The 24739-nt window shown below is 60.2% G+C and carries 18 protein-coding genes and 2 pseudogenes; 7 read left to right on the forward strand and 13 right to left on the reverse strand.

Translation table 11 applies throughout. The features are described from left to right. Window positions 1-27: 27 nt before the first annotated feature. The 4 genes from BLL38_RS20155 to BLL38_RS20170 form a co-directional block, all read right to left on the reverse strand. Entirely contained in the window at window positions 28-1443 is a 1416-nt protein-coding gene (locus tag BLL38_RS20155; RefSeq protein ID WP_076964074.1) for a heavy metal sensor histidine kinase, read from the reverse strand. Beyond that, window positions 1440-2114, reverse strand: coding sequence for a heavy metal response regulator transcription factor (locus tag BLL38_RS20160; RefSeq protein ID WP_076964075.1), 675 nt, complete (start codon window positions 2112-2114; stop codon window positions 1440-1442). Before BLL38_RS20160 ends, BLL38_RS20155 begins: the two co-directional genes overlap by 4 nt. Window positions 2115-2405: 291 nt before the next feature. After that, window positions 2406-2600: a hypothetical protein gene (locus BLL38_RS20165; protein WP_076964076.1), complete on the reverse strand. Its 195-nt coding sequence runs from the start codon at window positions 2598-2600 to the stop codon at window positions 2406-2408. A 185-nt stretch (window positions 2601-2785) separates the two neighbouring features. Next, complete coding sequence (locus tag BLL38_RS20170; RefSeq protein ID WP_076964077.1) at window positions 2786-4114, reverse strand: OprD family porin; 1329 nt, start codon at window positions 4112-4114, stop codon at window positions 2786-2788. 256 nt (window positions 4115-4370) lie between these two features. Between BLL38_RS20170 and BLL38_RS20175 the strand changes: the two genes are divergently transcribed. The 3 genes and pseudogenes from BLL38_RS20175 to BLL38_RS31975 form a co-directional block, all read left to right on the forward strand. Beyond that, window positions 4371-4703 (forward strand): DUF2790 domain-containing protein, encoded by a 333-nt coding sequence (locus tag BLL38_RS20175; RefSeq protein ID WP_076964078.1) that lies wholly within the window; start codon window positions 4371-4373, stop codon window positions 4701-4703. A 198-nt stretch (window positions 4704-4901) separates the two neighbouring features. Then, window positions 4902-5588, forward strand: a pseudogene (locus tag BLL38_RS31970) (PAS domain-containing protein); the annotation flags it as partial. Window positions 5589-5699: 111 nt separating this feature from the next. After that, window positions 5700-6128: pseudogene (locus tag BLL38_RS31975) on the forward strand (methyl-accepting chemotaxis protein); the annotation flags it as partial. Window positions 6129-6131: 3 nt separating this feature from the next. On the opposite strand, the gene BLL38_RS20185 reads toward BLL38_RS31975, so the two are convergent. Both BLL38_RS20185 and BLL38_RS20190 read right to left on the reverse strand, forming a co-directional pair. Next, on the reverse strand, window positions 6132-6647 hold the full coding sequence (locus tag BLL38_RS20185) for a GNAT family N-acetyltransferase (protein ID WP_076964080.1): 516 nt from the start codon (window positions 6645-6647) through the stop codon (window positions 6132-6134). 26 nt (window positions 6648-6673) lie between these two features. Next, the gene (locus tag BLL38_RS20190) at window positions 6674-7483 is read right to left on the reverse strand and encodes an AraC family transcriptional regulator (protein ID WP_076964081.1); all 810 of its coding nucleotides are present in this window, start codon (window positions 7481-7483) and stop codon (window positions 6674-6676) included. Between the two features lie 154 nt (window positions 7484-7637). Between BLL38_RS20190 and ddlA the strand changes: the two genes are divergently transcribed. Continuing rightward, window positions 7638-8732 carry a D-alanine--D-alanine ligase gene (gene ddlA / locus BLL38_RS20195; RefSeq protein WP_076964082.1) on the forward strand — a complete coding sequence of 365 codons (1095 nt, stop codon included), beginning with the start codon at window positions 7638-7640 and terminating at the stop codon, window positions 8730-8732. 61 nt (window positions 8733-8793) lie between these two features. Here ddlA and ggt read toward each other — a convergent pair whose 3' ends face one another. After that, window positions 8794-10638 (reverse strand): gamma-glutamyltransferase, encoded by a 1845-nt coding sequence (gene ggt / locus BLL38_RS20200; RefSeq protein ID WP_076964083.1) that lies wholly within the window; start codon window positions 10636-10638, stop codon window positions 8794-8796. Window positions 10639-10940: 302 nt separating this feature from the next. Between ggt and BLL38_RS20205 the strand changes: the two genes are divergently transcribed. Next, window positions 10941-12995, forward strand: coding sequence for a TonB-dependent receptor domain-containing protein (locus BLL38_RS20205; RefSeq protein WP_076964084.1), 2055 nt, complete (start codon window positions 10941-10943; stop codon window positions 12993-12995). Window positions 12996-13109: 114 nt separating this feature from the next. On the opposite strand, the gene BLL38_RS20210 is transcribed toward BLL38_RS20205, so the two are convergent. The 5 genes from BLL38_RS20210 to BLL38_RS20230 all read right to left on the reverse strand — a co-directional run bounded on the left by BLL38_RS20210 (window position 13110) and on the right by BLL38_RS20230 (window position 20522). Continuing rightward, entirely contained in the window at window positions 13110-16256 is a 3147-nt protein-coding gene (locus tag BLL38_RS20210; protein ID WP_076964085.1) for an efflux RND transporter permease subunit, read from the reverse strand. Then, on the reverse strand, window positions 16253-17710 hold the full coding sequence (locus BLL38_RS20215; protein ID WP_076964086.1) for an efflux RND transporter periplasmic adaptor subunit: 1458 nt from the start codon (window positions 17708-17710) through the stop codon (window positions 16253-16255). Before BLL38_RS20215 ends, BLL38_RS20210 begins: the two co-directional genes overlap by 4 nt. Then, window positions 17707-18963: a TolC family protein gene (locus BLL38_RS20220; RefSeq protein ID WP_076964087.1), complete on the reverse strand. Its 1257-nt coding sequence runs from the start codon at window positions 18961-18963 to the stop codon at window positions 17707-17709. The genes BLL38_RS20215 and BLL38_RS20220 overlap by 4 nt, the downstream gene beginning before the upstream one ends. 99 nt (window positions 18964-19062) lie before the next feature. Next, on the reverse strand, window positions 19063-19404 hold the full coding sequence (locus tag BLL38_RS31480) for a hypothetical protein (protein ID WP_076964088.1): 342 nt from the start codon (window positions 19402-19404) through the stop codon (window positions 19063-19065). Window positions 19405-19574: 170 nt separating this feature from the next. Then, complete coding sequence (locus tag BLL38_RS20230; protein ID WP_076964089.1) at window positions 19575-20522, reverse strand: LysR family transcriptional regulator; 948 nt, start codon at window positions 20520-20522, stop codon at window positions 19575-19577. A gap of 80 nt (window positions 20523-20602) precedes the next feature. On the opposite strand from BLL38_RS20230, the gene BLL38_RS20235 reads away from it, so the two are divergent. Together BLL38_RS20235 and BLL38_RS20240 are read left to right on the forward strand one after the other, a co-directional pair. Then, a complete protein-coding gene (locus tag BLL38_RS20235; protein WP_076964090.1) occupies window positions 20603-21928 on the forward strand; it encodes an MFS transporter in 1326 nt (441 codons plus the stop codon). Window positions 21929-21961: 33 nt separating this feature from the next. Beyond that, the gene (locus BLL38_RS20240) at window positions 21962-22894 is read left to right on the forward strand and encodes a carbon-nitrogen hydrolase family protein (RefSeq protein WP_076964091.1); all 933 of its coding nucleotides are present in this window, start codon (window positions 21962-21964) and stop codon (window positions 22892-22894) included. A 95-nt stretch (window positions 22895-22989) separates the two neighbouring features. Here BLL38_RS20240 and BLL38_RS20245 read toward each other — a convergent pair whose 3' ends face one another. Further along, window positions 22990-24144: a Fic family protein gene (locus tag BLL38_RS20245; protein WP_076964092.1), complete on the reverse strand. Its 1155-nt coding sequence runs from the start codon at window positions 24142-24144 to the stop codon at window positions 22990-22992. Window positions 24145-24739: the final 595 nt, after the last annotated feature.

Here is a 24739-nt window from a genome sequence, read left to right on the forward strand (position 1 = left end):
GAGGCTGCGCCGCCGGGCGGCGCCTCGCTAACGTTCGGCAGTGACTACGGGGTTTGTGGGCAGGACGGGAAATACCAAGCGGAACACGGTAATGCCGTCCGGCACGCTACTGACCTCGGCCAGGCCCTGGTGCAGGCTCATGATCGAACGTACGATCGCCAGCCCCAGCCCGGTGCCGCCTTCGGTGCGGGCGCGGCTGTTGTCGGCGCGGTAGAAACGCTCGAACAGGTGGGGCAGGTGTTGCGCTTCAATCCCCGGGCCCGGGTTGTTCACGGTCAGCGAGACGCGCTGGTCGTGGCTCTGGACTTGTAAGGAAATGCCGGAACCCTGGGGGCTGTGGCGGATCGCGTTGGACAGCAGGTTGGAAATGGCCCGTTGAATCATCAGCCGATCCCCCTTGACCCAAGCGTCGCCGGTCAGGTTCAGGCTCAACCCTTTGTCTTCGGCGCTCAAGGCAAACAGCTCCATGACCCGCAGCGCTTCATCCCGCAGGTTCACGGTGGTAAACGACGCCCGCGCCGCGGGGTGGCTGACCTGAGCGAGAAACAGCATGTCGGCGACGATCCGCGTCAGGCGGTCCAGTTCTTCGGTACTGGATTCCAGTGCCAGTTTGTACTCGTGCGGCGCACGGGCGCGGGACAGGGTTACCTGGGCCTTGCCCATCAGGTTGGTCAGGGGAGCGCGCAGTTCGTGGGCCAGGTCATCGGAAAATTGCGACAACTGCTGCACGCCGGCATCCAGCCGGTCCAGCATCACGTTGATGCCCTGGGCCAGTTCGCTGAGTTCCCGAGGCAGGTTATCGACCTTCAGGCGATGGGTCAGGTCCTGGGTGGTGACTTTGCCGGCAACGCGGCTAAATTGCTGCAACGGGGCCAGCCCGCGCTGCACCAGCCACCAGGCGCCCATGCCAATAAGGATCAGCAGCAGCGGCAGGGCGATCACGGTGGAGCGCAGGTAGGCACTGAGCAGCGCCTGATCATCGGAGCGATTCAGGGACAACAACACCTGCACGTTTTCCCCGGTGCGCAGGCGCATCAGGCTCGACGCGCTGAGGATCTGGTTGCCGCGCCCATCGGTCCAGTTGAGAAAACCCAGGGTTTGCTTGGCGGCAAAGTCGAGCAGCAAGGGCTCCTGGGGCTTGGCGCCGACACTCAGCAGCACGGTGTTGGCGGGGGCGGCACTGATGATGGTCAGGTAAAAGTTATCGTGGCCCATCACCAGGTCCAGCAGCGAATGGGGCCGGGCGCTGATGTCGCGGGTGTTGAGGTCCTGCTGCAGGCTGTGCTCGATTTGTTCCATCTTGCTCTCCAGGCCTTTGCGCGCGAGGTTTTCCAGCTCATGGGTGAGGGCCAGGTACGCCAGGGTCGCCAGCAACAGCACCAGGCCTGCGCCCATCAGGCTGACGGTGAGCCCCAGGCGCATGGATAAACTGCCAGACCTCATTGGCGTGCTTCCAGTACATACCCCACGCCACGAATGGTATGGATCAACTTGACCTCGCTCTGGTCATCGACCTTGGCCCGCAGCCGGCTGATCGAGACTTCCACCACATTGGTGTCGCAGTCGAAGTTCATGTCCCAGACCAGGGAAATGATCTGCGTGCGTGTCAACACTTCACCACTCTGGCGCATCAGCACCTGCAACAGCGCGAACTCCTTGGTGGTCAGGTCAATGCGCCGTGTGCCCCGGTACGCACGATGGCGGCGCGGGTCCAGCTCCAGATCCGAAACCCGGAATATCTCCGGCAACGCGATCGGTTCGCTGCGCCGCATCAACGTGCGCACCCTGGCCAGCAGCTCGGGAAACTCGAAAGGTTTGACCAGGTAATCATCGGCGCCCATGTCCAGGCCCTTGATCTTGTCGGCCAGGCGGCCGCGGGCGGTGAGCATCATCACCCGCAAGGTGCTGTCCCGGCGCAGTTGCTCCAGCACTTGCCAGCCGTCCTTGCCCGGCAGGTTGACATCAAGGATCACCAATTCGTAATGGTGTTGCCCGGCCAGGTGCAGGCCATCAATGCCACTGGCGGCACGATCGACGACATAACCACTCTCACTCAAGCCTTGGTGTAAGTAGTCGGCAGTTTTTGGCTCGTCCTCAACCACAAGAATACGCATGCAGATAGACCTCTTACTGATAAGCGGATGGGTAACTGGAGCTACGCGGAATAAGGGCTGTAGTCCGGGATGTAGGAAAATTCTGAGCCTTGAAGCTACTTCAGGGTCAAGGTGCATCCCCGCACAATCGGGTTATCTGGGTACGGGTGCGACGATTGGTCGCGGGGGAGGGGGCGATTCCATCGAGCGGGCAAAAAAAAGCGCCCGTCAGGGGCGCTAAAAATTCATCTCTTTCCAAAGGAGCTCAACAAAAAAAGCTTCAAGAGATGAATGTTGCTCGGGGTGCGCCGCTCAGATGGCTTTTGGAGCCGGAGTGTCCGAGGGGGCTGGGGTTTGCTGGGCCACGGCCTCGGTGCTGTGGATCTGTTGCTGTTGCTGGCGGAATTCAGCCAGCCACTGACGGGAGCGCTCGCCGCCGTCGTCAGCCAGTGCAACGCTGGATGCTCCACTGAGCAGACCGATCAATAAAATGTGCATGGGCTTCATGAACTTTCTCCAGAAAAGACCTGTGCCGTTAGTTGGGGAAATCTCTTCGGCCAGTCAATGCAGGCAGTATATGAAGTGCAACTTAACGAGAACGTGAGGGGTATATTACAGTTCTGACAGGTTGCCAATTGTGAAGAAGTGCTGGTTAACGGCAAGTGAATGTAATCACTTGCCGTTGTGGTTTATCAGAGAATGGCCAACGGATATTCCATGATCAGCCGGAACTCTTCAAGGTCCGACTCAAAGGCACTTGAGCGCACCGTTGCCTGGCGAATCCGCAGGGACAGGTCTTTCAAGGTGCCGCCCTGAAACACATATTTGGCCTCGATATCGCGCTCCCAGCGCCGCTGGTCAGTGAGTGGATCGCCAGCGGCATCACGGCGCATATACACCGCGTTCGCGTTGCTGTAGTCGGCATTGGTGCCTTTGCCGTAACGGGTCATGAACGACAGGCCGGGAATGCCGAAGGGTTGCATGTCCAGGTCATAGCGCAGTGCCCACGAGCGCTCCTTCGGCGAGTTGAAGTCGCTGTACTGGATCGAGTTGTCGAGGAAGATCGAGTCCGACTGGCGCAGGTAGTCGAAGTCATTGTCGCCGTTGTTGCGCTGGTGCGACAGGGCCAGGCGGTGGGCGCCGACCTTCACCCCGAGTTTGGCGCTCCAGATGTTGTTATTGAGCTCACCCAGCAGCTTTTTGCCCTCGTCCTGGGCGTTGTAGTAATTGAAGCCGCCAAACACCGACACCTCTTCGGTCAGCGGATAATTGACGGCCGTACCGAAGTAATACTGGTCCCAGGCGTCCTTCAAGCGGCTGCTGTAGAGGCTGAGGCTTACGTGCGGGTTGAGTTGATAGTCGCCGCCGAAGTAACCGATCCAGGGCGAGTTCACATTACCGGCATAAAATGTCGCGAAGCCCTCACGCATGCCGCTTTCGGTTGGCTGGCTCATGGAGTGCAAGCGTCCGCCTTGCAGGCTCAGGCCTTGCACGCTGGTGTTTTCCACGGTAACGCCACGGAAACTTTCCGGCAGCAGGCGTGAGTCACCGTAGTACACCACCGGGGTTTGCGGGAAGACATCGCCGACCCTGACGACGGTATCCATCAGGCGCATTTTCACTGCGCCGCCGAGTTTGCTGTAGTTGTCTTCGGGGCGATTGTCGCTGTCCACCGGCAACATGCCGAACGAGCCCTTGCCGCCGCTGCGCCCGGTGCCGGAGTCGAGCTTGAGGCCGTACATCGCAAAGGCATCCAGGCCAAACCCCACCGTGCCCTGGGTGAAACCAGACTCGAACTTGCCGATCAGGCCCTGGGCCCACGCCTCTGAGTAGCCATTGCCGGTCGGGCTGGACTGGCCTTTGCGGTCATCGCGGTTGAAGTAAAAATTGCGCGCCAGTACGTTCAACGTACTGCCTTCGATAAAACCTTCAGGCTTATCTTCAGCGGCCGTGCTGGCCAGCGGTGTTGCGCCGATCAGTGCCGCCATGATGGAAAGGGAAAGTGTACGGTTAGTGCGCATGTATCGCTCCTCGGTGTTGGCAGCTATGAGCTTTTTAGTCGCCTGTGGCGTTCTTATTGGAGGGCTGCCCCCGGATGCCGGGCGCCCGCGTCATAGTTGCAAACGCAAGATAACGGAGAGGTGTCGCAAACATTACAATTTTGCCAGTTAGATGGAATATTACGGATACGTAATTTGTACGTGAACCTTCTGACAGGGTGCGTTAGTTACTCTCGCTCTGAACTTCCAGCGATTTGAAATCAGACGAGGAGACTTTATGAAACGTTTAGCACTGGCCTTGGGCGCGGTGGTTTTTTCTCTTTCCCTGGGGGCGATGGCTGAAGCCGGAGGGGATCGCGAGATTGCTCAATTGATGCAACAGAACCAGCAAGCCATGAGCCGCTACGCCGCCAAGCAGGGCAAACCGGCACCGCAAGTGCAGGCCTACCGGTATGGCATGAAACTGGATATCGCCAAGGTGGTCAGCGTCACGCCGCCGATCCGGGCCTGTAAGGTGGTGCCTTCGCGCATGACCTATGAAGATTCCAGTGGCCTGATCAAGACCCTTGAGTACCAGGTTATGGGGCTGTGCCGTAACAACGGGAGCTGAGGCGGGGGCAAAATATAGTTGAGTTGTGGGCTCAAGCACTCTTTAGAAAACGCTAAGGGCGCCGATGGCTACACTAACACTCACTATTCTCTGCCCTCTGGTGTTCCTATGTTCAATACCCGCATGAAGCAGGAGCTGGCCGCTCTCCGTGAAGAACTGTCGAGCATGCAGCAGGTCAGAGAGAGCCTGGAACGGGAGATGCTGGCCTTGAGCCTGGATCCCGAGGGCCGGGTTGAGTGGGTCAACCAGCCCTTCCTGGATGAAATGGTCTACAAATCCAGTGACTTAGTGGGGCATATCATTCATGGTTTTGTACCGGAGCATGTCAAGCGCGACACGTTCCAGCTCCGCTTTAACAATGCCCTGAGCCGTGGCGAGCATTTTGCTGGCACTGTGCGCCTGCTGCGTGGCAACGGCAAGGAGGCGTGGTTGCGCTCCATCGTGCAGCCCGTGCGTGGCGCGGATGGGCGTATCAAGCGGTTTTCGGTGTACTCCAGCGACCTGACCCGCACCATCGAGGCTTCCCGCGAGCATGAAAACCTGATTGCGGCCCTGGTGCGCTCTACGGCGGTGATCGAGTTTGACCTCAATGGCAACGTCCTGGCGGCCAACGACCGCTTCCTGCAAAGCATGGGCTACAGCCTGGCGCAGATCCAGGGCAAGCACCACCGTATCTTCTGCGATCCGCACGAATCCAACAGCCCCGAGTACCAGGACTTCTGGAAACGCTTGAACAGTGGTGAATATGTGGCCGGGCGCTTCAAGCGCATCGACGCCCATGGGCATGAGGTCTGGCTGGAGGCGTCCTATAACCCGGTGATGGACGCCAACGAGCGGCTGTACAAAGTGGTCAAGTTCGCCACGGTGATCACCGATCAGGTCAACCGGGAGCGCGCCGTGGCCGATGCCGCCAATATTGCCTACAGCACCTCATTGCACACCGACAACAGCGCCCAGCGCGGCACCGCCGTGGTGACCCAGGCGGTGGAGGTCATGCGCGAGTTGGCCAGGCACATGGAGCAGGCCGGCGAGGGCATCGAGGCCCTTAATGCCCAGTCCCAGGTGATTGGCAGTATCGTCAAGACCATCAGCGGGATTGCCGAACAGACCAACCTGCTGGCGCTCAACGCCGCCATTGAAGCGGCCCGTGCCGGTGAACAAGGCCGGGGGTTTGCCGTCGTAGCCGATGAAGTGCGGCAGTTGGCGTCGCGTACCAGCAAAGCCACTGAAGAAATCGTTGGCGTGGTGCGCCAGAACCAGGACATGGCCCGCGATGCCGTGGCGCTGATGAGCGACGGCCGGCTGCAGGCCGAGCAGGGTTTGTCCCTGGCGGCAGAGGCGGGCACGGTGATCGTCGAGATCCAGGACGGCGCGCAAAAAGTGGTCAGCGCGGTCGGGCAGTTTGCCAACCAACTGTCGACGTAAGCCTCAGGGGGCATGCACCTCGAACAGCAACAGGTCGAACCACTGCCCATCCAGCAGGAATGCCTTGCGTGAATGCCCATATTGGGTGAACCCGCTGCGCTGCAAGACCCGCAGCGAGCCCGGGTTTTCCGGGCGTACGGTGGCCTCGATGCGCTTGAGGGCGTGTTCGCCAAAGGCTTTCTCCAGCCCCAGTGCCACTGCTTGTCGGGCCAGGCCGCGCCCGGTGAACTGGGCCCCCATGCGATAGCCCAGGGATGCCGAGTGATAGTAGCGGCGGCGCACCTGAGTAAAGTTGATGCGCCCCACCAACACACCGTTTTCACGAATCAGGTACTGATAGGCGCGGTCTGCACTGGCGTCCAGCAGTGCGCTGTCGATGGCGCGCTGTACCCCGGCGACGCTGTAGTACGCCTCGGGCCGGGCATTGACCCAGCGTTCAAAAAAGGCCCGATTGGCCAGCTCGAATGCCAGCAGCTCGTTCACGTCATCCCACTGGGGAGGCGTCAATGTCAGGTTCATCCCTGGAAATCTCCAGTTTTTATTGGCTATCGGCCGAGCATCTTCACCCACCGCGACGGCGGGATGCCGAAGGTGCTGCGAAACTGCCGGGTCATGTGGCTCTGGTCGGTAAAGCCGGCGATCAGCGCCGCGTCCACCAGTGACTGGCCCTGGCCCAGCAGGTTGCGTACCAGGTCCAGGCGGCGCATGGTCAGATAGCGATAGGGGCTGGTGCCGAACAGCAGGCGAAAGTCCCGGGACAAGGCCCAGCGATCCCGCCCACAGTGCGCGGCCATTTCGTCCAGGGTGATGCTGCGCCCCAAGGCGCTGTGGATAAATTCCCGGGCGCGCTCGGCGGCCTGGTAATCGAAGGTCTTGCGGCTGACGCTGATGCCCGACGCATTGTTCAGGGCATGGGCCAGGTCGAACAACGCATCCTGTTCCTGCATTGGGTCCAGCGGGCAATCGAGCTGCTGCACAAAGGCCTGGCAGGCCCGGTGCAGCCACGGGTCGTTGGACAGCCCGTTGTGGATAAAAGGCAAGGGCTTGCCGCCGAGAATCTGCTGGATCAGCGCCGGCTCCACATAAATCATCCGGTACTTGAAACCCTCGTCGCTACCGGCCCAGCCATCGTGCACTTCGTCGGGGTGGATCACCATGGTGGTGCCCGGCAGGCTGTGGGTCTGGCTGCCGCGATAATGAAAACTCTGCACGCCGAGCAGGGTGTGGCCGATGGCGTAGGTATCGTGGCGATGAGGGTCGAAGCCGAACCCGGAAAAATACGCCTCGATCCGCTCCAGGCCACTGGCATGGGGTGCCCGGTGCAGCCAGTCGATGTTTGCAGTGGGTTTGCCCATGGGATGTTTTTCAAAAAAGGTCGGATGGAGTTACGTTAACTGAGTCTGGGGCGGCTGTCTGCCAGGGTCTTGTACGATTGTGCGCGGCTGCAACGGTGGCAAATTGCTGAGCGCTCGTGGTAATAAGCCCTACATTTCCAATGTGAGGCAGGTTATGAGCAAGTTGCGGGTAGGTATTATTTTTGGTGGGCGTTCGGCCGAGCATGAAGTGTCTTTGCAGTCGGCGCGCAACATCGTCGACGCCCTCGACCGCACGCGCTTCGAGCCGGTGCTGATCGGCATCGACAAGGCCGGCCACTGGCACCTCAATGACACCTCCAACTTCCTGCTCAACCAGGAAAACCCGGCGCTGATCGCCCTCAACCAATCCAACCGCGAGCTGGCGGTGGTGCCGGGCAAGGCCAGCCAGCAACTGGTGGAAACTTCGGGCCAGGGCCTGCTGGAACACGTTGATGTGATCTTCCCCATTGTCCACGGCACCCTGGGTGAAGACGGTTGCCTGCAAGGGTTGCTGCGCATGGCCGATCTGCCGTTTGTGGGGGCCGACGTGCTGGGTTCGGCGGTGTGCATGGACAAGGACATCAGCAAGCGCCTGCTGCGCGATGCCGGTATCGCCGTGGCGCCCTTTATCACCCTTAATCGCGGCAACGCGGCACGCACAACCTTCGACCAGGCCCGGCAAAAGCTCGGTTTACCACTGTTCGTCAAGCCGGCCAACCAAGGCTCCTCAGTGGGCGTGAGCAAAGTGGCTGACGCAGCCCAGTACCTGGCCGCCATTGAACTGGCCCTGGGTTTCGATGAAAAAGTGCTGGTGGAATCGGCCGTCAAAGGCCGCGAAATCGAATGTGCGGTGCTGGGCAACGAACGCCCCATTGCCAGCGGTTGTGGCGAGATCGTGGTACGTGACGGCTTCTATTCCTACGACAGCAAGTACATCGACGACCAGGCCGCGCAAGTGCTGGTGCCGGCCGATATCAGCGTCGAGGCCAGCGAACGCATCCGTGCCCTGGCCGTGCAGGCCTTTGAAGTGCTGGGCTGCGCCGGGTTGGCACGGGTCGATGTGTTTCTGTGCGAGGACGGTGAAGTGCTGATCAACGAGGTCAACTCACTGCCCGGTTTCACCCGCATCAGCATGTACCCCAAGTTGTGGCAGGCGGCGGGGATGAGCTACAGCGAACTGGTCAGCCGCCTGATCGAACTGGCGCTGGAGCGCCATACGGCGCGCAAGGGTTTGAAGATCAGCCGCTAACCTTCAACCGCCATCGCCGGCTGGCCGGCGATGAGGCCTGTAAAGGCGATACAACCCTGGGTCAATCCCCCAACGCTTCCCCCTCACGCCGTGGATCCGCGCCGCCACTCCATGTCGCCTTGCCCTGGGCATCGCGCACTCGCACGATGGCCTGGGTGCCACTGGTCATGTCGATCTCGCTCAAGGTATGCCCTCGCGCCTTGAGCGCTGCCTTCAACGGCTCGCTGAACAGCCCTTGCTCCAGCTCGGTCGCGCCATTGCGGCTGCCGAAGTTGGGCAGGCTGATGGCGGCCTGCGGGTCGAGGTTCCAGTCGAGCATGCCCACCAGGGATTTGCTCACGTATTCGATGATCTGCGAGCCGCCGGGAGAGCCGATCGTGGCCAGTAGCTCGCCACTTTGGCGGTCGAAGACCAGGGTCGGCGCCATGGACGAGCGCGGGCGTTTGCCCGGCTCGATGCGGTTGGCCACCGGCTGGCCGTTTTCCTCGGGGATAAAGGAAAAGTCAGTCATCTGGTTGTTCAACAGGAAACCCTGGACCATCACGTGGGAACCGAACGCGGCTTCGATGGTGGTGGTCATCGACACCGCGCCGCCCTGGTCATCCACGGCCACCACTTGCGAGGTGGAAATACGCAGTGGCGAGCGATCCGGCGCGTAGGCCACCTGAACGCCCGCCGGTTGGCCGGGCCTGGCCACACCCATGCTGCGTTCGCCAATCAATGCTGCACGGCTGGCCAGGTAGCCAGGGGCGACCAGGCCCGCGAGCGGCACCGGTACGAAGTCCGTGTCGGCGAGGTATTGCGCACGGTCGGCGTAGGCCAGGCGGTCGGCCTCGGCAATCATATGCACCGCTTCGGGGGCCGGTTCCAGGCCGGCGGCTGTTGTCGTCTTCACGGGCTTGAGCGGCGCCAGGGCCCAGCGTGGGTCACGGGCTTCGAGGGCCTGCAAGGTGCCGAGGATCTGCGCAATGGCCACCCCGCCCGAAGAGGGGGGCGGCATGCCGCACACTTGCCAGCGCTTGTAGTCGGTACACAGCGGCGTGCGCTCCTTGGCGCGGTAGCCCTTGAGGTCGTTCAGCGCAAGGCGGCCCGTGTTGTGATGGCCCTGGACCTTGCGGGCAATCTCCTCGGCGATCGGGCCGTGGTACAGCGCATCGGGCCCTTCTTTGGCGATACGTTTGAACACCGTGGCCAGCGCCGGGTTTTTCAACAGGGTGCCGGTGGCTTTCGGGCTGCCGTCGGCGTTGAGGAAGTACGCCGCCATGTCCGGTGACTGGCTGATGTAGCGGTCGGCGGCGATCAGGCTGTGCAGGCGTGCCGAAATCGCAAAGCCTTGCTCGGACAGCTGGATCGCCGGTGCAAACAATTGCGCCCAGGGCAGGCGGCCGCTGTGTTCGTGGGCCATCTTCAGCGCGCGCAATACACCGGGGGTGGCGACCGAACGACCACCAATCTGCGCCTGGGCAAACGCCATCGGCGTGCCGTCGGCATTGAGCAGCATATCGGCCGTGGCGCCGGCCGGTGCGGTTTCACGGCCGTCATAGGCCCGTACCTGCTTGCCATCCCACAGCATGATAAAGGCGCCACCGCCGATCCCCGAGGACTGCGGCTCCACCAGCGTCAGCACCGCTTGCATGGCGATGGCCGCATCGATCGCCGAGCCGCCCTGGCGCAATATCTCCCTCCCGGCGGCGGCTGCCAGCGGGTTGGCCGCTGCCGCCATATGGCGTTCGGCGTGGCGTACGCTCATGTCCGTGCGATAGCCCGAACCCAGCTCCGGGGCGGGCGGCAAGTCGGGGGTGTTGGTGCTGTGGCAGGCGCCGAGGCCGAGGGTGGCGACGATCAGCGAAAGGCTGGTAAGGCGCTGGAGGCGGGGGATTAAAAGCACGCGCTGAACTCCGTTCATTTTGAGAATGATCTGTTGTCCCTGGGGGTATTGTTTTGCGGGTAGGTCGCACCTGGCAGATAGCTGCGGGGGAGAGGGCGGACACTAACAGCGGGGAGGCCGGAGCGTCAAAATCCCTCTCCCGACCTTGGCCATCGTGACCGATGCCCAACCGTGTGGGCAGAAATAAATCTATGTCAGATGTGTAGGTTTGTTGCGAGGTTTTTCATAAGTCTCTTTCTAAATGATAAGGATTCGTATTACAGTTTGTAGCCTTTAGTGCTCCATCATGGTGCGCATTGGCTCGACAAGGACTGTTTGCAATGAATAACCCCCCCTACCTTTTCAGCTCTCTTTTCCTAGCCGTTGGCATGCTGATCGCCGCCCCGGCGTTGCAGGCAGAAGAGATTGGCGAGGTCGATAAACATGCCGTTACCGAACTCGATACCTCGTTTGTCACCGCCACCGGTGGCGGTACGGACCTGCGTGATGCGCCGGCCAGTGTCAGCGTGATTACCCGCGAAGAAATCGAGCGCCAGCCGGTGTATGACCTCAATACCCTGCTGCGGCGTGTGCCCGGGGTTACCGGTGGCTTCGGCCCGGTGGGCGAGCAATCGAAAATCAAGCTGCGTGGCCTGGACGACAAGTACACCTTGATCCTAGTGGATGGCAAACGCCTCGGCGGTTCCGGAGACTTGAGCTATCGCCGCGACCTGGCACGCCAGGACCTGAACTGGATCACCCCGAACATGATCGAGCGCATCGAGATTGTGCGCGGCCCCATGTCTTCGTTGTACGGCTCGGATGCCATGGGCGGGGTGATCAACATCATCACGCGCAAGGTGTCGAGCACCTGGAGCGGTTCGGCCAACGTCAACACCACGATTCCCGAAGATTCCGACCGTGGCCAGACCACCCAGACCAGCCTCAACCTGTCCGGGCCATTGACCGAATCCGTCGGCCTGCGCCTGGGTGCCAACCTGACCCGACGGGCTGCCGATGAGGTCACGGCACGCCTGGATAAGGAGGGCGAGTTCATGTACGGCGACGGCGCGGGCGGCGCCAAGGACCACAGCGTCAACGCGTTGCTCGACTGGAAAATCAATGATGAGCAGAGCCTGTCGTTCGAGGCCGTGCATGGCGTCGAGCGCTCCTGGTCGAGCAAAAAGACCTTTGGCGATTGGGGCGAAACCGTCGGTGCCGGCTTCGGGCCTGGCCGTTTGATTCGTGACAGCTACTCGGTGTCCCACAGCGGGGACTGGGGTTTCGGCACCTCGAAAGTCGACCTGTATCTCAACAAGTTCAAGAACGACATCGACTGGGGCAAGTCCAGCGCCGAAGAAAAAATCGCTGAAGGCAGCCTGAACATTCCATTTGAATTCCTGCTCAGCCAGCGCATGACTGTGGGCGGGCAGTGGAAGCGTGAAGAACTGACCAACAGTGACACCCTGGGCACGGTGCCCGTGGACTACCAAGGCGCCGCGGTTTCCGGTGCGTCGCTCAAGGGGGACTACTCGGCCGCGTTTATCGAAGATGAGGTGTACCTGCTCGACAACCTGGCCCTGACCCTGGGCAACCGTTTCGACCACAGTGCGGACTATGGCAACCACAACAGCCCACGGGCGTACCTGGTCTACCATCCGCACCCGGACTGGACCGTGCGCGGTGGTGTGTCCAAGGGCTTCCGTGCACCGAGCCTGAAAGAGGGGAGCGCCGGTGCCGCCACCGAGTCCGCTGGTCGCGGTTGTGGCTCGTTGAAACCCCTGGGGTATGTCAGTGGCAGTTGCTGGATGGCCGGCAACCCGAACTTGTCGCCAGAGACCAGCGTCAACAAGGAAATCGGCGCGTCCTTCGACCGTGACGGTTGGGAGGCCAGCCTGACCTACTTCCACACCGACTTTGAAGACAAGATCGAATACGCCCCCCTGGGCCAATTCCAGGGCCGTTGGTGGACCATGCTGGAAAACGTCGAAAAAGCGCGGACCCGCGGCTGGGAAGGCTCGGTTCGCGTACCGCTGACTGACTCCCTGGACTGGCGCACCAACGCCACCTATATGCTGGAGAGCAAAAACCTGTCCACCGGCGAAGACCTGATCAGCGCGCCCAAGTTGTCTGCTTTCAGTGCGATCAACTGGCAAGCCACCGACACGCTCAACACCGAGCTTTCGGCGCAGCATGTCGGTAAACAGCGTGGGGTGGGCAATGACTTCGTCAAGTCATACACCACCTACGACCTGACGGCGAACCTGGCCGTAACCAAGTGGTTGACCTTGAATGGCGGCGTGCAGAATTTGCTGGATGAAGATGCGCGGGATGGTTCGACGACGTTCTATGTGCCGGGGCGTGCGTTTTTTGCCGGGGCTACGACCTACTTTTGAGGTGTCGCCATGCCCTGCGCGCACCGGCCTCCCACTGACTGAGCAGTCGCCAGGCACAAGAAAGCCCGCGCGAGGCGGGCTTTTTGAGGTGGTTGCGGGTGCTCGCCGGAAACCTCAAGGGTGGGTGGAGGGCCCGCGCCGCAGATGCCGGCGCCGCAGCAGGCGATAGGCCGCCGGGATCACAAACAGCGACAGTAACGGTGCGGTGATCATGCCGCCGACCATGGGGGCGGCAATGCGGCTCATCACTTCGCTGCCCGTACCGCTGCCCAACAGGATGGGTAACAGGCTGGCAATGATGACGGCAACGGTCATGGCCTTGGGGCGGACGCGTTGCACGGCGCCTTCACGAATCGCCGCAACCAGCCCGTGCTCAGTGCTGTCGCCGAGGCCTTCACGTTCGGCCCAGGCGTTTTTCAGGTACAGCAGCATAATCACGCCAAACTCAGCAGACACCCCGGCCAGGGCAATAAAACCGACGCCGGTGGCGACCGACAGGTTGAACCCCAACAGATAGAGGAACCAGGCACCGCCCGTCAGGGCAAATGGCAGGGTGGCCATGATCAACAAGGCCTCATCGAATCGGGAGAACGTCAGGTAGAGCAACACGAAGATGATCAGCAGCGTGGCCGGCACCAGCAGTTTGAGTCGGGCGTTGGCCCGTTCGAGAAATTCAAACTGCCCCGAGTAACTCAAGCTCATGCCCGGTTGCAACTTGACCTGCTCATTGACGGTGCGGCGTAGATCGGCGACCACCGAAGCAATGTCCCGGTCACGCACATCGATATACACCCAGCCTGAAAGCCTCGCGTTTTCACTTTTGAGCATGGACGGGCCGTCGCTGACCTTGATCGTTGCCACGGTCCCCAGGGTGATCTGGCTGCCTGATGGGGTGTAGATCGGTAATTGCTCCAGGGCACCGAGCGAGTCGCGCCACTCCCGTGGGTAACGCACGTTGATCGGGAAACGTGCGAGACCTTCAATCGTCTCTCCGATATTCTCACCGCCAATCGCCCCGGCCACGATGGACTGTACATCGGCGATATTAAGCCCATAGCGGGCGGCGGCCGGGCGGTCGATGTCCACGTCGATATAGCGGCCACCCGTCAGCCGCTCGGCCAACGCGGAACTGACCCCCGGCACCTCTTTGGCCACCCGTTCCACAGCCTGGGTCACAGCATCAATCTGTGCCAGGTTGCTGCCGGCCACTTTCACGCCGATTGGGCTTTTGATCCCGGTGGCAAGCATATCGATGCGATTGCGGATCGGCGGTATCCAGATATTGGTCAGCCCGGGGACGCGCACCACTCGATCCAGTTCTTGAACCAGTTTTTCCGGGGTCATACCCGCACGCCATTGTTCGTGCGGCTTGAACTGGATCGTGGTCTCGAACATCTCCAGCGGCGCCGGGTCAGTGGCGGTTTCCGCGCGACCGGCTTTACCAAAGACATGTTCGACCTCTGGTACCGTTTTGATCAGGCGGTCGGTCTGTTGCAGGAGCTGCGCCGCTTTCTGCGCCGATAACCCTGGCAGGGCCGATGGCATATAGAGGAGGTCGCCCTCATCCAGCGGCGGAAGAAACTCGCCCCCCAAGCGCGATATCGGCCATAGCGCACTGACAAAAACCAAGAGCGCCACGAGTAGGGTGGCTTTGGGACGGCGCAGTACCGCATCCAGGGCCGGTTGGTAGAGCCTGATCAGCCAGCGGTTCAGCGGGTTCTGCTGTTCCGTGGGGATGGCGCCTCGAATCCAGTAGCCCATCAGCACCGGCACCAGGGTCACCGAAAGTCCGGCCGCCGCGGCCATGGCGTATGTCTTGGTGAAGGCCAGTGGGCCGAACAACCGACCTTCCTGCGCCTGCAGGGTGAAAACCGGAATGAATGACAGGGTGATGATCATCAGGCTGAAGAACAGCGCTGGGCCTACCTCGGCGGCGGCCTGTGTCATTACCTGCCAATGGCGTTCGCCCTTCAGTTCCTCTCCCGGGTTGGCGGCGTGCCAGGCCTCCATTTTCTTGTGGGCGTTCTCGATCATCACCACGGCGGCATCGACCATGGCACCGATGGCAATGGCAAGCCCGCCCAAGGACATGATGTTGGCGTTGATCCCTTGGTGACGCATGATGATGAAGGCAATCAACACACCGACGGGAAGCGAGACGATCGCCACCAGGGATGAGCGCAAGTGCCAGAGGAAGAGCCCGCAAACCAGGGCAATGACGATGAACTCTTCGAGCAGTTTGTAGCTGAGGTTTTCCACCGCACGATCGATCAGCTTACTGCGGTCGTAGGTAGTGACGATTTCTACCCCCGCAGGCAGGCTGTTTTTCAGTTCGGCAAGCTTGGTCTTGACGGCCTCAATGGTCTGGCGAGCGTTCTTGCCGCTGCGCAGAATCACCACGCCGCCGACGGTCTCGCCTTCGCCGTCGAGTTCAGTGATGCCACGCCGCATTTCCGGCCCCAACTGGATCGTGGCGACATCGCCCAGGGTGACCGGCACGCCACCGGCTCCCAGCTTGAGTGGGATTGCACGGAAGTCATTCAGGGTTTTCAGGTAGCCGGAAGCGCGCACCATGAACTCGGTCTCGGCCATCTCCAGTACCGCCCCGCCGGTTTCCTGGTTGGCCTTGCCGATCGCTGCGCTTACCTGCGCCTGGGTGATACCGAAGCTGGCCAGTTTCAACGGATCAAGCTGCACCTGGTACTGCTTGACCATGCCTCCCACCGTGGCCACTTCCGCAACGTTCGCCAGGGTTTTGAGCTCAAACTTCAGGAACCAGTCCTGCAAGGCGCGCAATTGCGCCAGGTCATGCTTACCACTGCGGTCGACCAGGGCGTATTGGTAAATCCAGCCGACGCCGGTGGCATCCGGCCCCAACGCGGGCCTGGCATTGGCCGGCAAGCGGCTTTGAATCTGGCTCAGGTATTCCAGCACCCGCGAGCGGGCCCAGTACAGGTCAGTGCCGTCTTCAAACAGCACATAGACAAAACTGTCGCCGAAGAAGGAATAACCGCGCACGGTCTTGGCGCCCGGCACGGAGAGCATGGTGGTGGCCAGTGGGTAGGTCACCTGGTTTTCGACGATCTGCGGCGCTTGCCCTGGATAAGGGGTGCGGATGATTACCTGCACATCCGACAGGTCCGGCAAGGCATCGATCGGCGTGTTTTGCACCGACCAGATCCCCCAGGCCGTGACAAAGAGTGTCGCAAGCAAGACCAGAAAACGGTGGGCGACGGACCAGCGAATCAGGGCGGCAATCATGGCTGGCTCCCCGCTTTATCCAGGCGCTCGACCCGTAGACCGTCATCGCTCTGGCCCAGCGCAATGCGCACCGGATCACCGGCTTTCAGGCCCTGCATCAGGGCCGGGCTGGCCAGTGGGAATGTCATAGTCATGCCGGGCATGCCCAGGGTCTTGAAGGGGCCGTGGGCGAGGGTGACTTCTGTGTCGTTGAAGCCAACGATCTGCCCATCCGCTTCATGCAAGCTGGGGGATGACTCTGCCTCCATGCGGGCCACAATGCCCTTGAGACTGGCTTCCGAGTCGAGCAGGAACTGGCCAGACGTCACCACTTTCTGGCCCTCTTCCAGGCCTTTCAAGATCACGGTCTTGCCATCGCTTTCCTGCCCCAGTTGCACCACCACAGGACGGTAGCGCCCTGCGTCTTCGGCGAGCATCACCAGGGCGCGTTGGCCCGTGCGAATGACGGCCTCGCTCGGCACCCACAACACACTGCGCCCGGTCGAGTGGTTCAGGCGCACCTGTGCCGTCAAGCCCGGCCTGAGGCGCCCGTGCGCATTGGGCAGTTCCACCCGGACATTCAGGGTGCGGCTGTCGGCATTGGTCTCGGGCAAAATCGCGCTGACCTTGCCGTTGAGCGTGGTTCCAGGGAAGGCCGGCAGGCGCGCCTGCACCGCCTGCCCGACGCTGATGGACCCGGCTTGGGCTTCTGGAACCGCCACCGCCAACCAGACACTGTCCAAACCATTGACGCGTGCCAGGGTCTCGCCGGTCGCCAGGGTCATACCCGCACGGACATTCAGCGTTTGCAGCACACCCCCCATCGGGCTGGTGACCGTCAGGTAGGGCTGAACCTTGCCGCCACGCTCTACCTGCGCAATCAGTGCTGCCGGCATCCCGGTGAGTTGCAGGCGCTGACGGGCCGCCGCCAACAGGTCGGCATCCCCATTACGCTTCAGTGCCAGGAACTCTGTCTGGGCCGCTGCCCACTCGGGCACCAGGATATCCGCCAAGGGGGCGTTGGCTTTGAGCACATCGCCTGGAGCATGGGCGTAGACCCGTTCCACAAAGCCGGCGGTGCGCGCCTGAATCACCGCGACATCGCGTTCGTTGAACGCCAAGACACCGGTTACATCGAGGCTGGAGTCAAAGGCCCCACGGGTGACGGTTGCAAAACGCAGGCCCAGGTTCTGGGTCAGGCTCGGGTCGATACTGATGCTCGCGCGATCCGCCGCGCCGCTGGCGTACTGAGGGACCAGTTGCATGTCCATGAAGGGGGACTTGCCCGGCTTATCGAATTTTTGCTGCGGGTACATAGGGTCGTACCAATACAGGGCCTGGCGTTCATCCGGTGAAGTGAGGCGCTGTGTTGGCGCTGTGTCCATGCGCTGCTGAGCGAACCAGTAGCCCCCCGCAACCCCGAATGCCATCGAGATACCGACCAGCCAGGCTGCGTGCGATTTTTTAAGGTTCATTGGCTGGGCTCCCCATAAGCAAAATACAGACGGGCACTGGTCAGTGCGCGCTGCTCTTCCACGTCGATCTGTTTCAGGCGGGCGGTGATGAGTTCACGCCGGGCGGCCACCACGGCGTTTAAATCGCCGGTGCCGGCGCGATAACTGGCCATGCTCAGTTCGACCTTTTCCTGGGCCAGCGGCAACAGGCTTTCCTGGTTTCGGCGCACGGCACGACTCAGGCGCTCATAGTCAGCCAGTTCGTTCTCCAGTTGCTGGATATGCTCGCGTGACTGGGCTTCGCGCTCGGCCTCAAGCTGGTTGAGTTCAGCCTGTTTGGCCGCGATCTTGGGGTTTTGGCGCGAGTCTGGAAACAGCGGCAGGTCCCATGAAAACTGCACGTTGACCATGTCGCCGAACTGCCGGTCACGATGTTGATAATCCAGTTCCCAGCTCCAGTCCGCTTGCTTTTGCGCCTGGGCCTCGCTGATCTTGGCCTGCGCTTCACGGGTCATCGGTGCAAACGCGGCCAGCCGGGGGTGGTGTTGCAGCTTATGGGGGTAGCCGGAGGTATCGATGGGCCATTCAGGCAAGCGGCCCACCGGCGTGTCGTTGGCGGCGGCACCAATCCAGCGTTTGAGGGCCGCTCGGGCCTGCGCTCTCTGGAGCAGCAGATCGTCTTGCTGCTCAGCCAACAGAGCCGCTTCCTGTTTGGGGGTTACCGCGTCGGCGGGCTGGGCGCGGCCACCGGCAATCTGGGCGCGGACGGCCTCGCTCAGCAGGCGGTTTTCGGTGTAGAAGTCTTGGAAGAGCGCATTTTTACGTTCAACCGAGTAGCTGCTGATCCAGGCCAATGCCGTGGATTGCCGAACGTTCAGGCGCTCGATCTGCCGCTCGGCCGCGGCTCTTTCAACGGCGGCATCGGCGACCTCGATGCGGGCTTTGCGCTTGGCAAGGTTGGGCATTTCTTGCCGGATCCCGACCATTTGCGAGGTCATGAAGTCCTGGTCAAGGCTCCAGCGATTCGGCCCGCCAATGGGGTAGTTCTGTACACCCAGCAGGAGCTTGGGGTCAGGCAGTTCACCTGCCGGGATGGCTGCGCTAGTGGCAGCCTGGATTCTGGCGTCTTGTGCGGTCAGTGACGGCGCAGTGTTTTCAGCCAGGCGCAGCGCTTCATCGAGTGTCAATTGGGCAGCGAGGCTTGGCCAAGACAGTACGCTTGCGACCAGGCCGGCCACGAGCGACCAACCTATGCAATAGCACTTGGAGTTCATGTCTATGATTCCTGTGATCATCCACTGCGCGCGTCAAAAGACATGCACGCAGCTAGTCCACCCCGCTAATGCGGGATGAGGCTCAAGGTGGGGCAGGAATCAAGCGCGAGGCGGTCGCCATACCCCGGATGGGGTCTGCATGGGGAGGGAATCGCTGAAGAAGGACAATACTACGGGGTTGAACAGGGGCACAGGAGGCGTGAAGAGCAAGACTTGCAGCATGCTCCCCGCCTTGCATTCCTGGCCGGGCTTACAAGGTTTGCCGTGCTCGATGAAGCTTTTTGCATCGTTGCAGCAGTCTAGCCCCATGTCGTTCATCATCGTCATGCCCATGGTTTTCATGGGGCACGGTTCTGTTGATGCCGCAACGCCCGCCATCCCGCTCAGAGGAAGCGTCAAGCTGAGCATGAAGATGAGACACAACCGCAGATAGCGTTTCATGGGCTGGAGTGTAGTCGCTGAAAAGGGGGCTTGCGGGATGCATGTTCTCGGCAGCCTGCCGAGTGTCCTGATGCAGACGATATCACCGCATCTGAATTAAGCCAGCATTATCACGACAGCGGGCAGGCTTTTCGACGCGCACGGTTTTGCCTTAAACGGGCTGCCCTCTGCTAAACCGAGGTCAACGTTCCTCGCTGTAACTCCTGGGTCGTCTCCAGGATGAAATTGCGCAACCAGCGATTGTGCAGGTCGTCGTTGCGCTCTACGTCCCAGATCATGAACACGCGAAAAGCCGGTACGAAGATCGGCACCGGACTGACGGTCAGGCGCGCGATCCTGGCGTAGGACAGTGCCGCAAACGTTGGCAGGGTGGCGATTACGTCGCTGTGAACCAGGGTGGCCAGCGCTCCTGAAAAGTGGGTAAAGGACGCCGAAACCCGGCGTGAGATCCCTTCGCTTTCCAGCAGATCATCCACAAAACCGCGCCGGCCATCAAAGGACACCCGTACATGCTCGTGCTTCAAGTATTCCTCACGGGTGAGCGGGCTTTGAATGTTCAGGCGCGGGCCGTCGTACAGGCATGAATAGGACGATGAGAACAAGACCTGGGAGGAGTAGTGAGAGGTGAACTCCTTGGGTTCGGAGCACAGCACCATATCGATATCCGGGTCGGCCAGGGCGGTTTTCCAGAGGGAGCTGTTGGTCTGGTGGAAGGCAAAGTTCACAGAAAGCCCCTTGGCGCGAGCTTCGTTGACCAGCCTGGGCGAGAGGTAGCTTTCAATGTCATCCGACAATGCAATGTTGAAGGTTCGGCTTGATGACTCGGCGGCAAACAGGGGTTGCCGGTCGATGATGGCGCTGACCGCCGTCAGCGCTTGCACGACCTTCGGCGCGATCTCCAAGGCGCGGCGCGTCGGGACCATGCCCGCGCCGGTACGGATAAACAAATCATCATGAAACTGCTCGCGCAACCGTTTGAGCGACGAGCTGACGGCACCCTGCGTCACGTGCAGCACCGCCGCCGTCCGGGTCACACTCCGCTCACTCATCAGGCACTGAAAGATGACCAGGAGGTTAAGGTCGATCCGGCTAATATTAGTAACTCTAATCATGGGCATCTTTCGTATTCGTTTGATTAATTTGCCTTGGGATTCTTAAGCTCAACTCAAGCCAATACAACAAAAATAGGATGCTCTGTATGGAAAAGATGATAGTGCAGCCACAAAGCGCTGATCAGACCGTTGCCTCCGGCGAGGGTGCTGAACTGCGCAAACGGGCGATTGCCGTGGGTATCGGTAATTTCATGGAGTGGTTCGACTTTGCCATTTATGGCTATTTCGCGGCCGTGATCGGACAAATTTTTTTCCCCTCCACAGCGCCAGGCGTTTCGCTGTTGTCGTCGCTGGCGGTGTTCGCCGTGGGGTTTCTTTCTCGGCCACTGGGGGCCGTCGTACTGGGGCCGATCGGTGACAAACTTGGCCGGCGTGCGGTATTGATCATCACGGTGTTCGGGATGGGGCTGACGACCACCTTGATTGGCTTGTTGCCAGGCTACGCCTCTATCGGTATCGCCGCTCCGGTCCTGCTCGTGGCGCTGCGCTTCTTGCAAGGGATGATGGTGGGGGGCGAGTGGTCAAGCGCGGGCATCTACATCGTCGAAAGTGCGCCGGCCAATCGTCGGGCCTCGGCGGCCAGCGTGATTACCGCGACCGCGGGCGCGGCATTTCTCTTCGGCACCGCGATTGCGGCCGTCATCAACAGTTCGTTATCTAGCGAAGAAGTGATGCAGTGGGGTTGGCGCATTCCTTTCGTCGCTTCCATCCTGATGGCCGGCGTGGCCATGTATATCCGCCGCAAGCTAGGCGATACGCCGGTCTACGCCGAACTCGAACGCAAGCGTGCCAATAACACCCTGGAAACGGTATCTGCCCAGGTGAAGTGGCGGGCATTTGTGATTTCGTTTGCCTTCGCCGCCCTGTTCGGGGTTTCGCTGTACTACTTCATCACCTACGCCAATACCCACCTGACACAAACCGTTGGCCTTGGCAAACCGACGGCCCTGTGGCTGTGTAGCGCGGCGCTGGTGGTCTACACGCTGATCAACCCGATTGTTGGGCGCCTAAGCGATCGTTTCGGTCGCCGTCCCTTTGTGCTGACGGCGGCACTGGGGCTGACCGTGCTGGCTTATCCGGTGTTTTTGCTGATGAACACCGGCAATTACATCGCGATTCTGGCGGGGTTGTTGATCATGGCGGTGCTGGTGGCAATTACTGCCGTGATGGATGTGGTGTTGCTGGTCGAGGTGTTTCCTGCGTCCATCCGCTCCACCGGCGCGGCGGTTGGGCACAACGTGGCATTGGCGTTGCTGGCAGGCCCCGGTCCGTTTATTGCGGTGGCGTTGATCCAGGCCACCCACAACCCAAATATTCCGGCGATGTACCTGGCGGGTGTCTCGCTGGTCTGCTTCATCGTTCTGTGGTTCCTGCTGCCTGAGACCAAAGATCGGGACATCACTCGTGGCTAACCCCGCCACGTTCTATTGATACGAGGGAAACTCATGTTCAAAGCAGCCGTTGTTCAAGCATCGTCTATTCCGTTTGAGCCCTATTTGAGCGCCGAGAAAGCCGCCGGGCTCATTCGAGAGGCCGCCGAAAAGGGTGCCGCGTTGGTGGTGTTTCCCGAGGCGTTCTTGGGGGGATACCCTAAGGGCGCTGCCTTCGGCACCGTCGTCGGCAGTCGCAACGACACCGGTCGTGCGCACTTTCAGCGCTACATGGACGGCTCGATCACCCAGGACGGCCCGGAGTTGGCGCGCCTTGGCGAGGTGGTGAATGAAACCGGGGTGCATGTGGTGATGGGCATTATTGAGCGTGTAGGGCGAACGCTGTACTGCTCATCCGTGACATTGGCGCCCGGCAAAGGTATTGCCGGCTATCACCGCAAGCTCATGCCGACCGGGCAGGAGCGGATCATCTGGGGGTTTGGCGATGGCTCCAGCATTGCCCCGGTGGACACGCCGCTCGGTCGAATCGGGACTGTGATTTGTTGGGAAAACTACATGCCCGCCTTGCGCCAGGCCATGTATGCACAAGGCACCGAGATCTACTGCACGCCCACTGCCGATGACCGCCCAACCTGGGCCTCCTCCATGGTACATATTGCCGTGGAAGGGCGGGTGCATGTGCTCTCGGCCTGCCAGGCAATCACCCTGGCCGAGTACCCGGCACACTACCGTGACGACTTTGCCCTGGAGGCTCAAGACAGCGACTACATCATGCACGGCGGCAGCATGATCGTAAGCCCGGCGGGTCAAGTGCTGGCGGGGCCGGTATTTGACCAGGAAACCATTCTCTACGCCGATATCGACCTGTCCGCGGGACTGGCCAGTAACCTCGACTTCGACGTGTGCGGCCACTATTCCCGCCCCGAAGTGTTTCAGCTCAAGGTCAACACTGCACCGATGCAGCCTGTGGTGTTTGACGCAAGCTAAGACGCAAGGCTGCGTATAGGGAGACAAGAAAGCCCGCACTAAGCGGGCTTCTTGAGGTGATTCATAGACGGCTGTAGGCCTCTTTAAACCGATGCTTATGGATTTTCCAGCGGCCCAGGTATGAACCCTTCGCCCCTGAGGGACTTAATGACACCTCGAATCAGATAGTTATTAGAAAAACCGATTGTGTACTGCCTCGCGCCTGCGTTTAGCGGTAAAAGCATCCCTTGGTCTACCAGTTTTTTGATCAGGTAAGTCCGTTGATTGCTCGACTGCCGAGGGAGTACGGAGGCTATATCTGCAGATTTTACGACCTTCAATTTTATTGCGGCCGACAGCACTGCCTCTTCCGTCCCCGTGATCCATTCTCTTTCCCTTGCGAAGGCCACAGCAGGGACAAGTATGCATTGGGTCAGATATGCGTAGTCGGTGAGGCGATCGACTTTCTCCAGCTCATCACGAATGCCTTCCAGCACGTATGTACACCACTCCTCTAGCCCTTCCTTTGTGCCTTTGTCGGCGGTGGCAAGCATTGCGTAATAGCGCTCACGGTCATTGCAGAAGACGGCCGTAGGATTGAGGACGCGGCCGCCTGCGTTGACGTTGAAACCATACTTTATCAGGAGAGCATAGGTCAGCAGTCTTACCACGCGGCCATTGCCATTGCCGAATGGATGTATCCATCCAAACCTATGGTGAGCGAGCGCAACCTTCATGAGGCCGTATTTCGGAGAGTCTTCGTGATTCACGAATTCGACAAGTTCCTGCATGTAGGCTTGAACCTGGATGAAATCGGGAGGCAGATGATCAGACTGGGATATTCTGACATTCCCGCTGCGATAGGCGCCGGGCGTTTTGTCGCCTTCACGAACCAGATCGTTTACGGTCATCGCGTGAAGCTCTCGAATCATCTGCTCTGTCAGCGCAGCGCCGGGCGTCATGATCTGCTCGATGTAATCCATTGCCTTTTCAATATTGGCAACCTCGCGCAGTTGGTCCGTGTCCTGAGCCTTACCTTCTACCTTGCTATCGATGTAGTCCGCCAAAGTAGTGTGATTGCCTTCTATACGTGCAGAACCGAGGCTTTCCAGCGCATGGAAAAGCGATTTGAGCTGGTAGAACACCGGTAGTGGCGTATCGCCTTCAAGCCTTAGGCGACGTAGGTGCTCCAGTTCACTCAGTACATCGACTAGGTCCGAGTCAAAGGAAGGATTGAGAAGCTCAAGATCGTGATGGGTAAACGTAGGCATATAGAAAAGTATCTCAAGCCAGCCAAAAGATTATCTTGAAAAAAGCCAGGGAAGCCACCGTAATTAAAGGTGTTTGCTTAGCAAGCGCTAAAAATTATCTTGAATTCAGTCTTGAGGCAACTCAAAAGTGAGTAATGAATAAGTGACAAATCTCGGTAGTTAGCGGGGTTTCCATGGCGAGGACGCGCTATCGGCAGGCCCGCCAATGCGGTATTGGAAAGGGGGCGGCGTTTTATCTCGGATCGCTTCATTTGGGCTTGTGTCCCCTCGGATCAATTATTTTTCGAGGAGACACAGAGAGAGGGTATAGGGGGATACAAGCAGAGACAGCCAGAAACAAGAAAGCCCGCACGAGGCGGGCTTCTTGAGGTGATTCATAGACTGCTGTAGACATCTATGGATCGGTACTTGGTGTACACAGTCATTTGAACCAAATTCATAACCTACTGTATTTATTATTATTTTTAGCTGTTAAGTCAGGTTGGCATACATATAGGCATACATGCCGCCGGGATCTCAACGAATGCACCTCTCATACCTGATCTTGGCATAATGTCGTGCGTCTCGACAAAACGACGGACCTCGGACTGATCTA

Source organism: Pseudomonas gessardii, from assembly GCF_001983165.1.
Lineage (GTDB): Bacteria > Pseudomonadota > Gammaproteobacteria > Pseudomonadales > Pseudomonadaceae > Aquipseudomonas > Aquipseudomonas gessardii.

What these genes read in the sequence shown, in the direction of transcription:
- ggt (WP_076964083.1), bottom strand. Translation starts at nt 10,638, where the DNA reads ATGAACGGAGTTCAGCGCGTGCTTTTAATCCCCCGCCTCCAGCGCCTT.
- BLL38_RS20155 (WP_076964074.1), bottom strand. Translation starts at nt 1,443, where the DNA reads ATGAGGTCTGGCAGTTTATCCATGCGCCTGGGGCTCACCGTCAGCCTG.
- BLL38_RS20170 (WP_076964077.1), bottom strand. Translation starts at nt 4,114, where the DNA reads ATGCGCACTAACCGTACACTTTCCCTTTCCATCATGGCGGCACTGATC.
- BLL38_RS20210 (WP_076964085.1), bottom strand. Translation starts at nt 16,256, where the DNA reads ATGATTGCCGCCCTGATTCGCTGGTCCGTCGCCCACCGTTTTCTGGTC.
- BLL38_RS20175 (WP_076964078.1), top strand. Translation starts at nt 4,371, where the DNA reads ATGAAACGTTTAGCACTGGCCTTGGGCGCGGTGGTTTTTTCTCTTTCC.
- BLL38_RS20185 (WP_076964080.1), bottom strand. Translation starts at nt 6,647, where the DNA reads ATGAACCTGACATTGACGCCTCCCCAGTGGGATGACGTGAACGAGCTG.
- BLL38_RS20215 (WP_076964086.1), bottom strand. Translation starts at nt 17,710, where the DNA reads ATGAACCTTAAAAAATCGCACGCAGCCTGGCTGGTCGGTATCTCGATG.
- BLL38_RS20220 (WP_076964087.1), bottom strand. Translation starts at nt 18,963, where the DNA reads ATGAACTCCAAGTGCTATTGCATAGGTTGGTCGCTCGTGGCCGGCCTG.
- BLL38_RS20190 (WP_076964081.1), bottom strand. Translation starts at nt 7,483, where the DNA reads ATGGGCAAACCCACTGCAAACATCGACTGGCTGCACCGGGCACCCCAT.
- BLL38_RS20230 (WP_076964089.1), bottom strand. Translation starts at nt 20,522, where the DNA reads ATGCCCATGATTAGAGTTACTAATATTAGCCGGATCGACCTTAACCTC.
- BLL38_RS20245 (WP_076964092.1), bottom strand. Translation starts at nt 24,144, where the DNA reads ATGCCTACGTTTACCCATCACGATCTTGAGCTTCTCAATCCTTCCTTT.
- BLL38_RS20235 (WP_076964090.1), top strand. Translation starts at nt 20,603, where the DNA reads ATGGAAAAGATGATAGTGCAGCCACAAAGCGCTGATCAGACCGTTGCC.
- ddlA (WP_076964082.1), top strand. Translation starts at nt 7,638, where the DNA reads ATGAGCAAGTTGCGGGTAGGTATTATTTTTGGTGGGCGTTCGGCCGAG.
- BLL38_RS20165 (WP_076964076.1), bottom strand. Translation starts at nt 2,600, where the DNA reads ATGAAGCCCATGCACATTTTATTGATCGGTCTGCTCAGTGGAGCATCC.
- BLL38_RS20160 (WP_076964075.1), bottom strand. Translation starts at nt 2,114, where the DNA reads ATGCGTATTCTTGTGGTTGAGGACGAGCCAAAAACTGCCGACTACTTA.
- BLL38_RS31480 (WP_076964088.1), bottom strand. Translation starts at nt 19,404, where the DNA reads ATGAAACGCTATCTGCGGTTGTGTCTCATCTTCATGCTCAGCTTGACG.
- BLL38_RS20205 (WP_076964084.1), top strand. Translation starts at nt 10,941, where the DNA reads ATGAATAACCCCCCCTACCTTTTCAGCTCTCTTTTCCTAGCCGTTGGC.
- BLL38_RS20240 (WP_076964091.1), top strand. Translation starts at nt 21,962, where the DNA reads ATGTTCAAAGCAGCCGTTGTTCAAGCATCGTCTATTCCGTTTGAGCCC.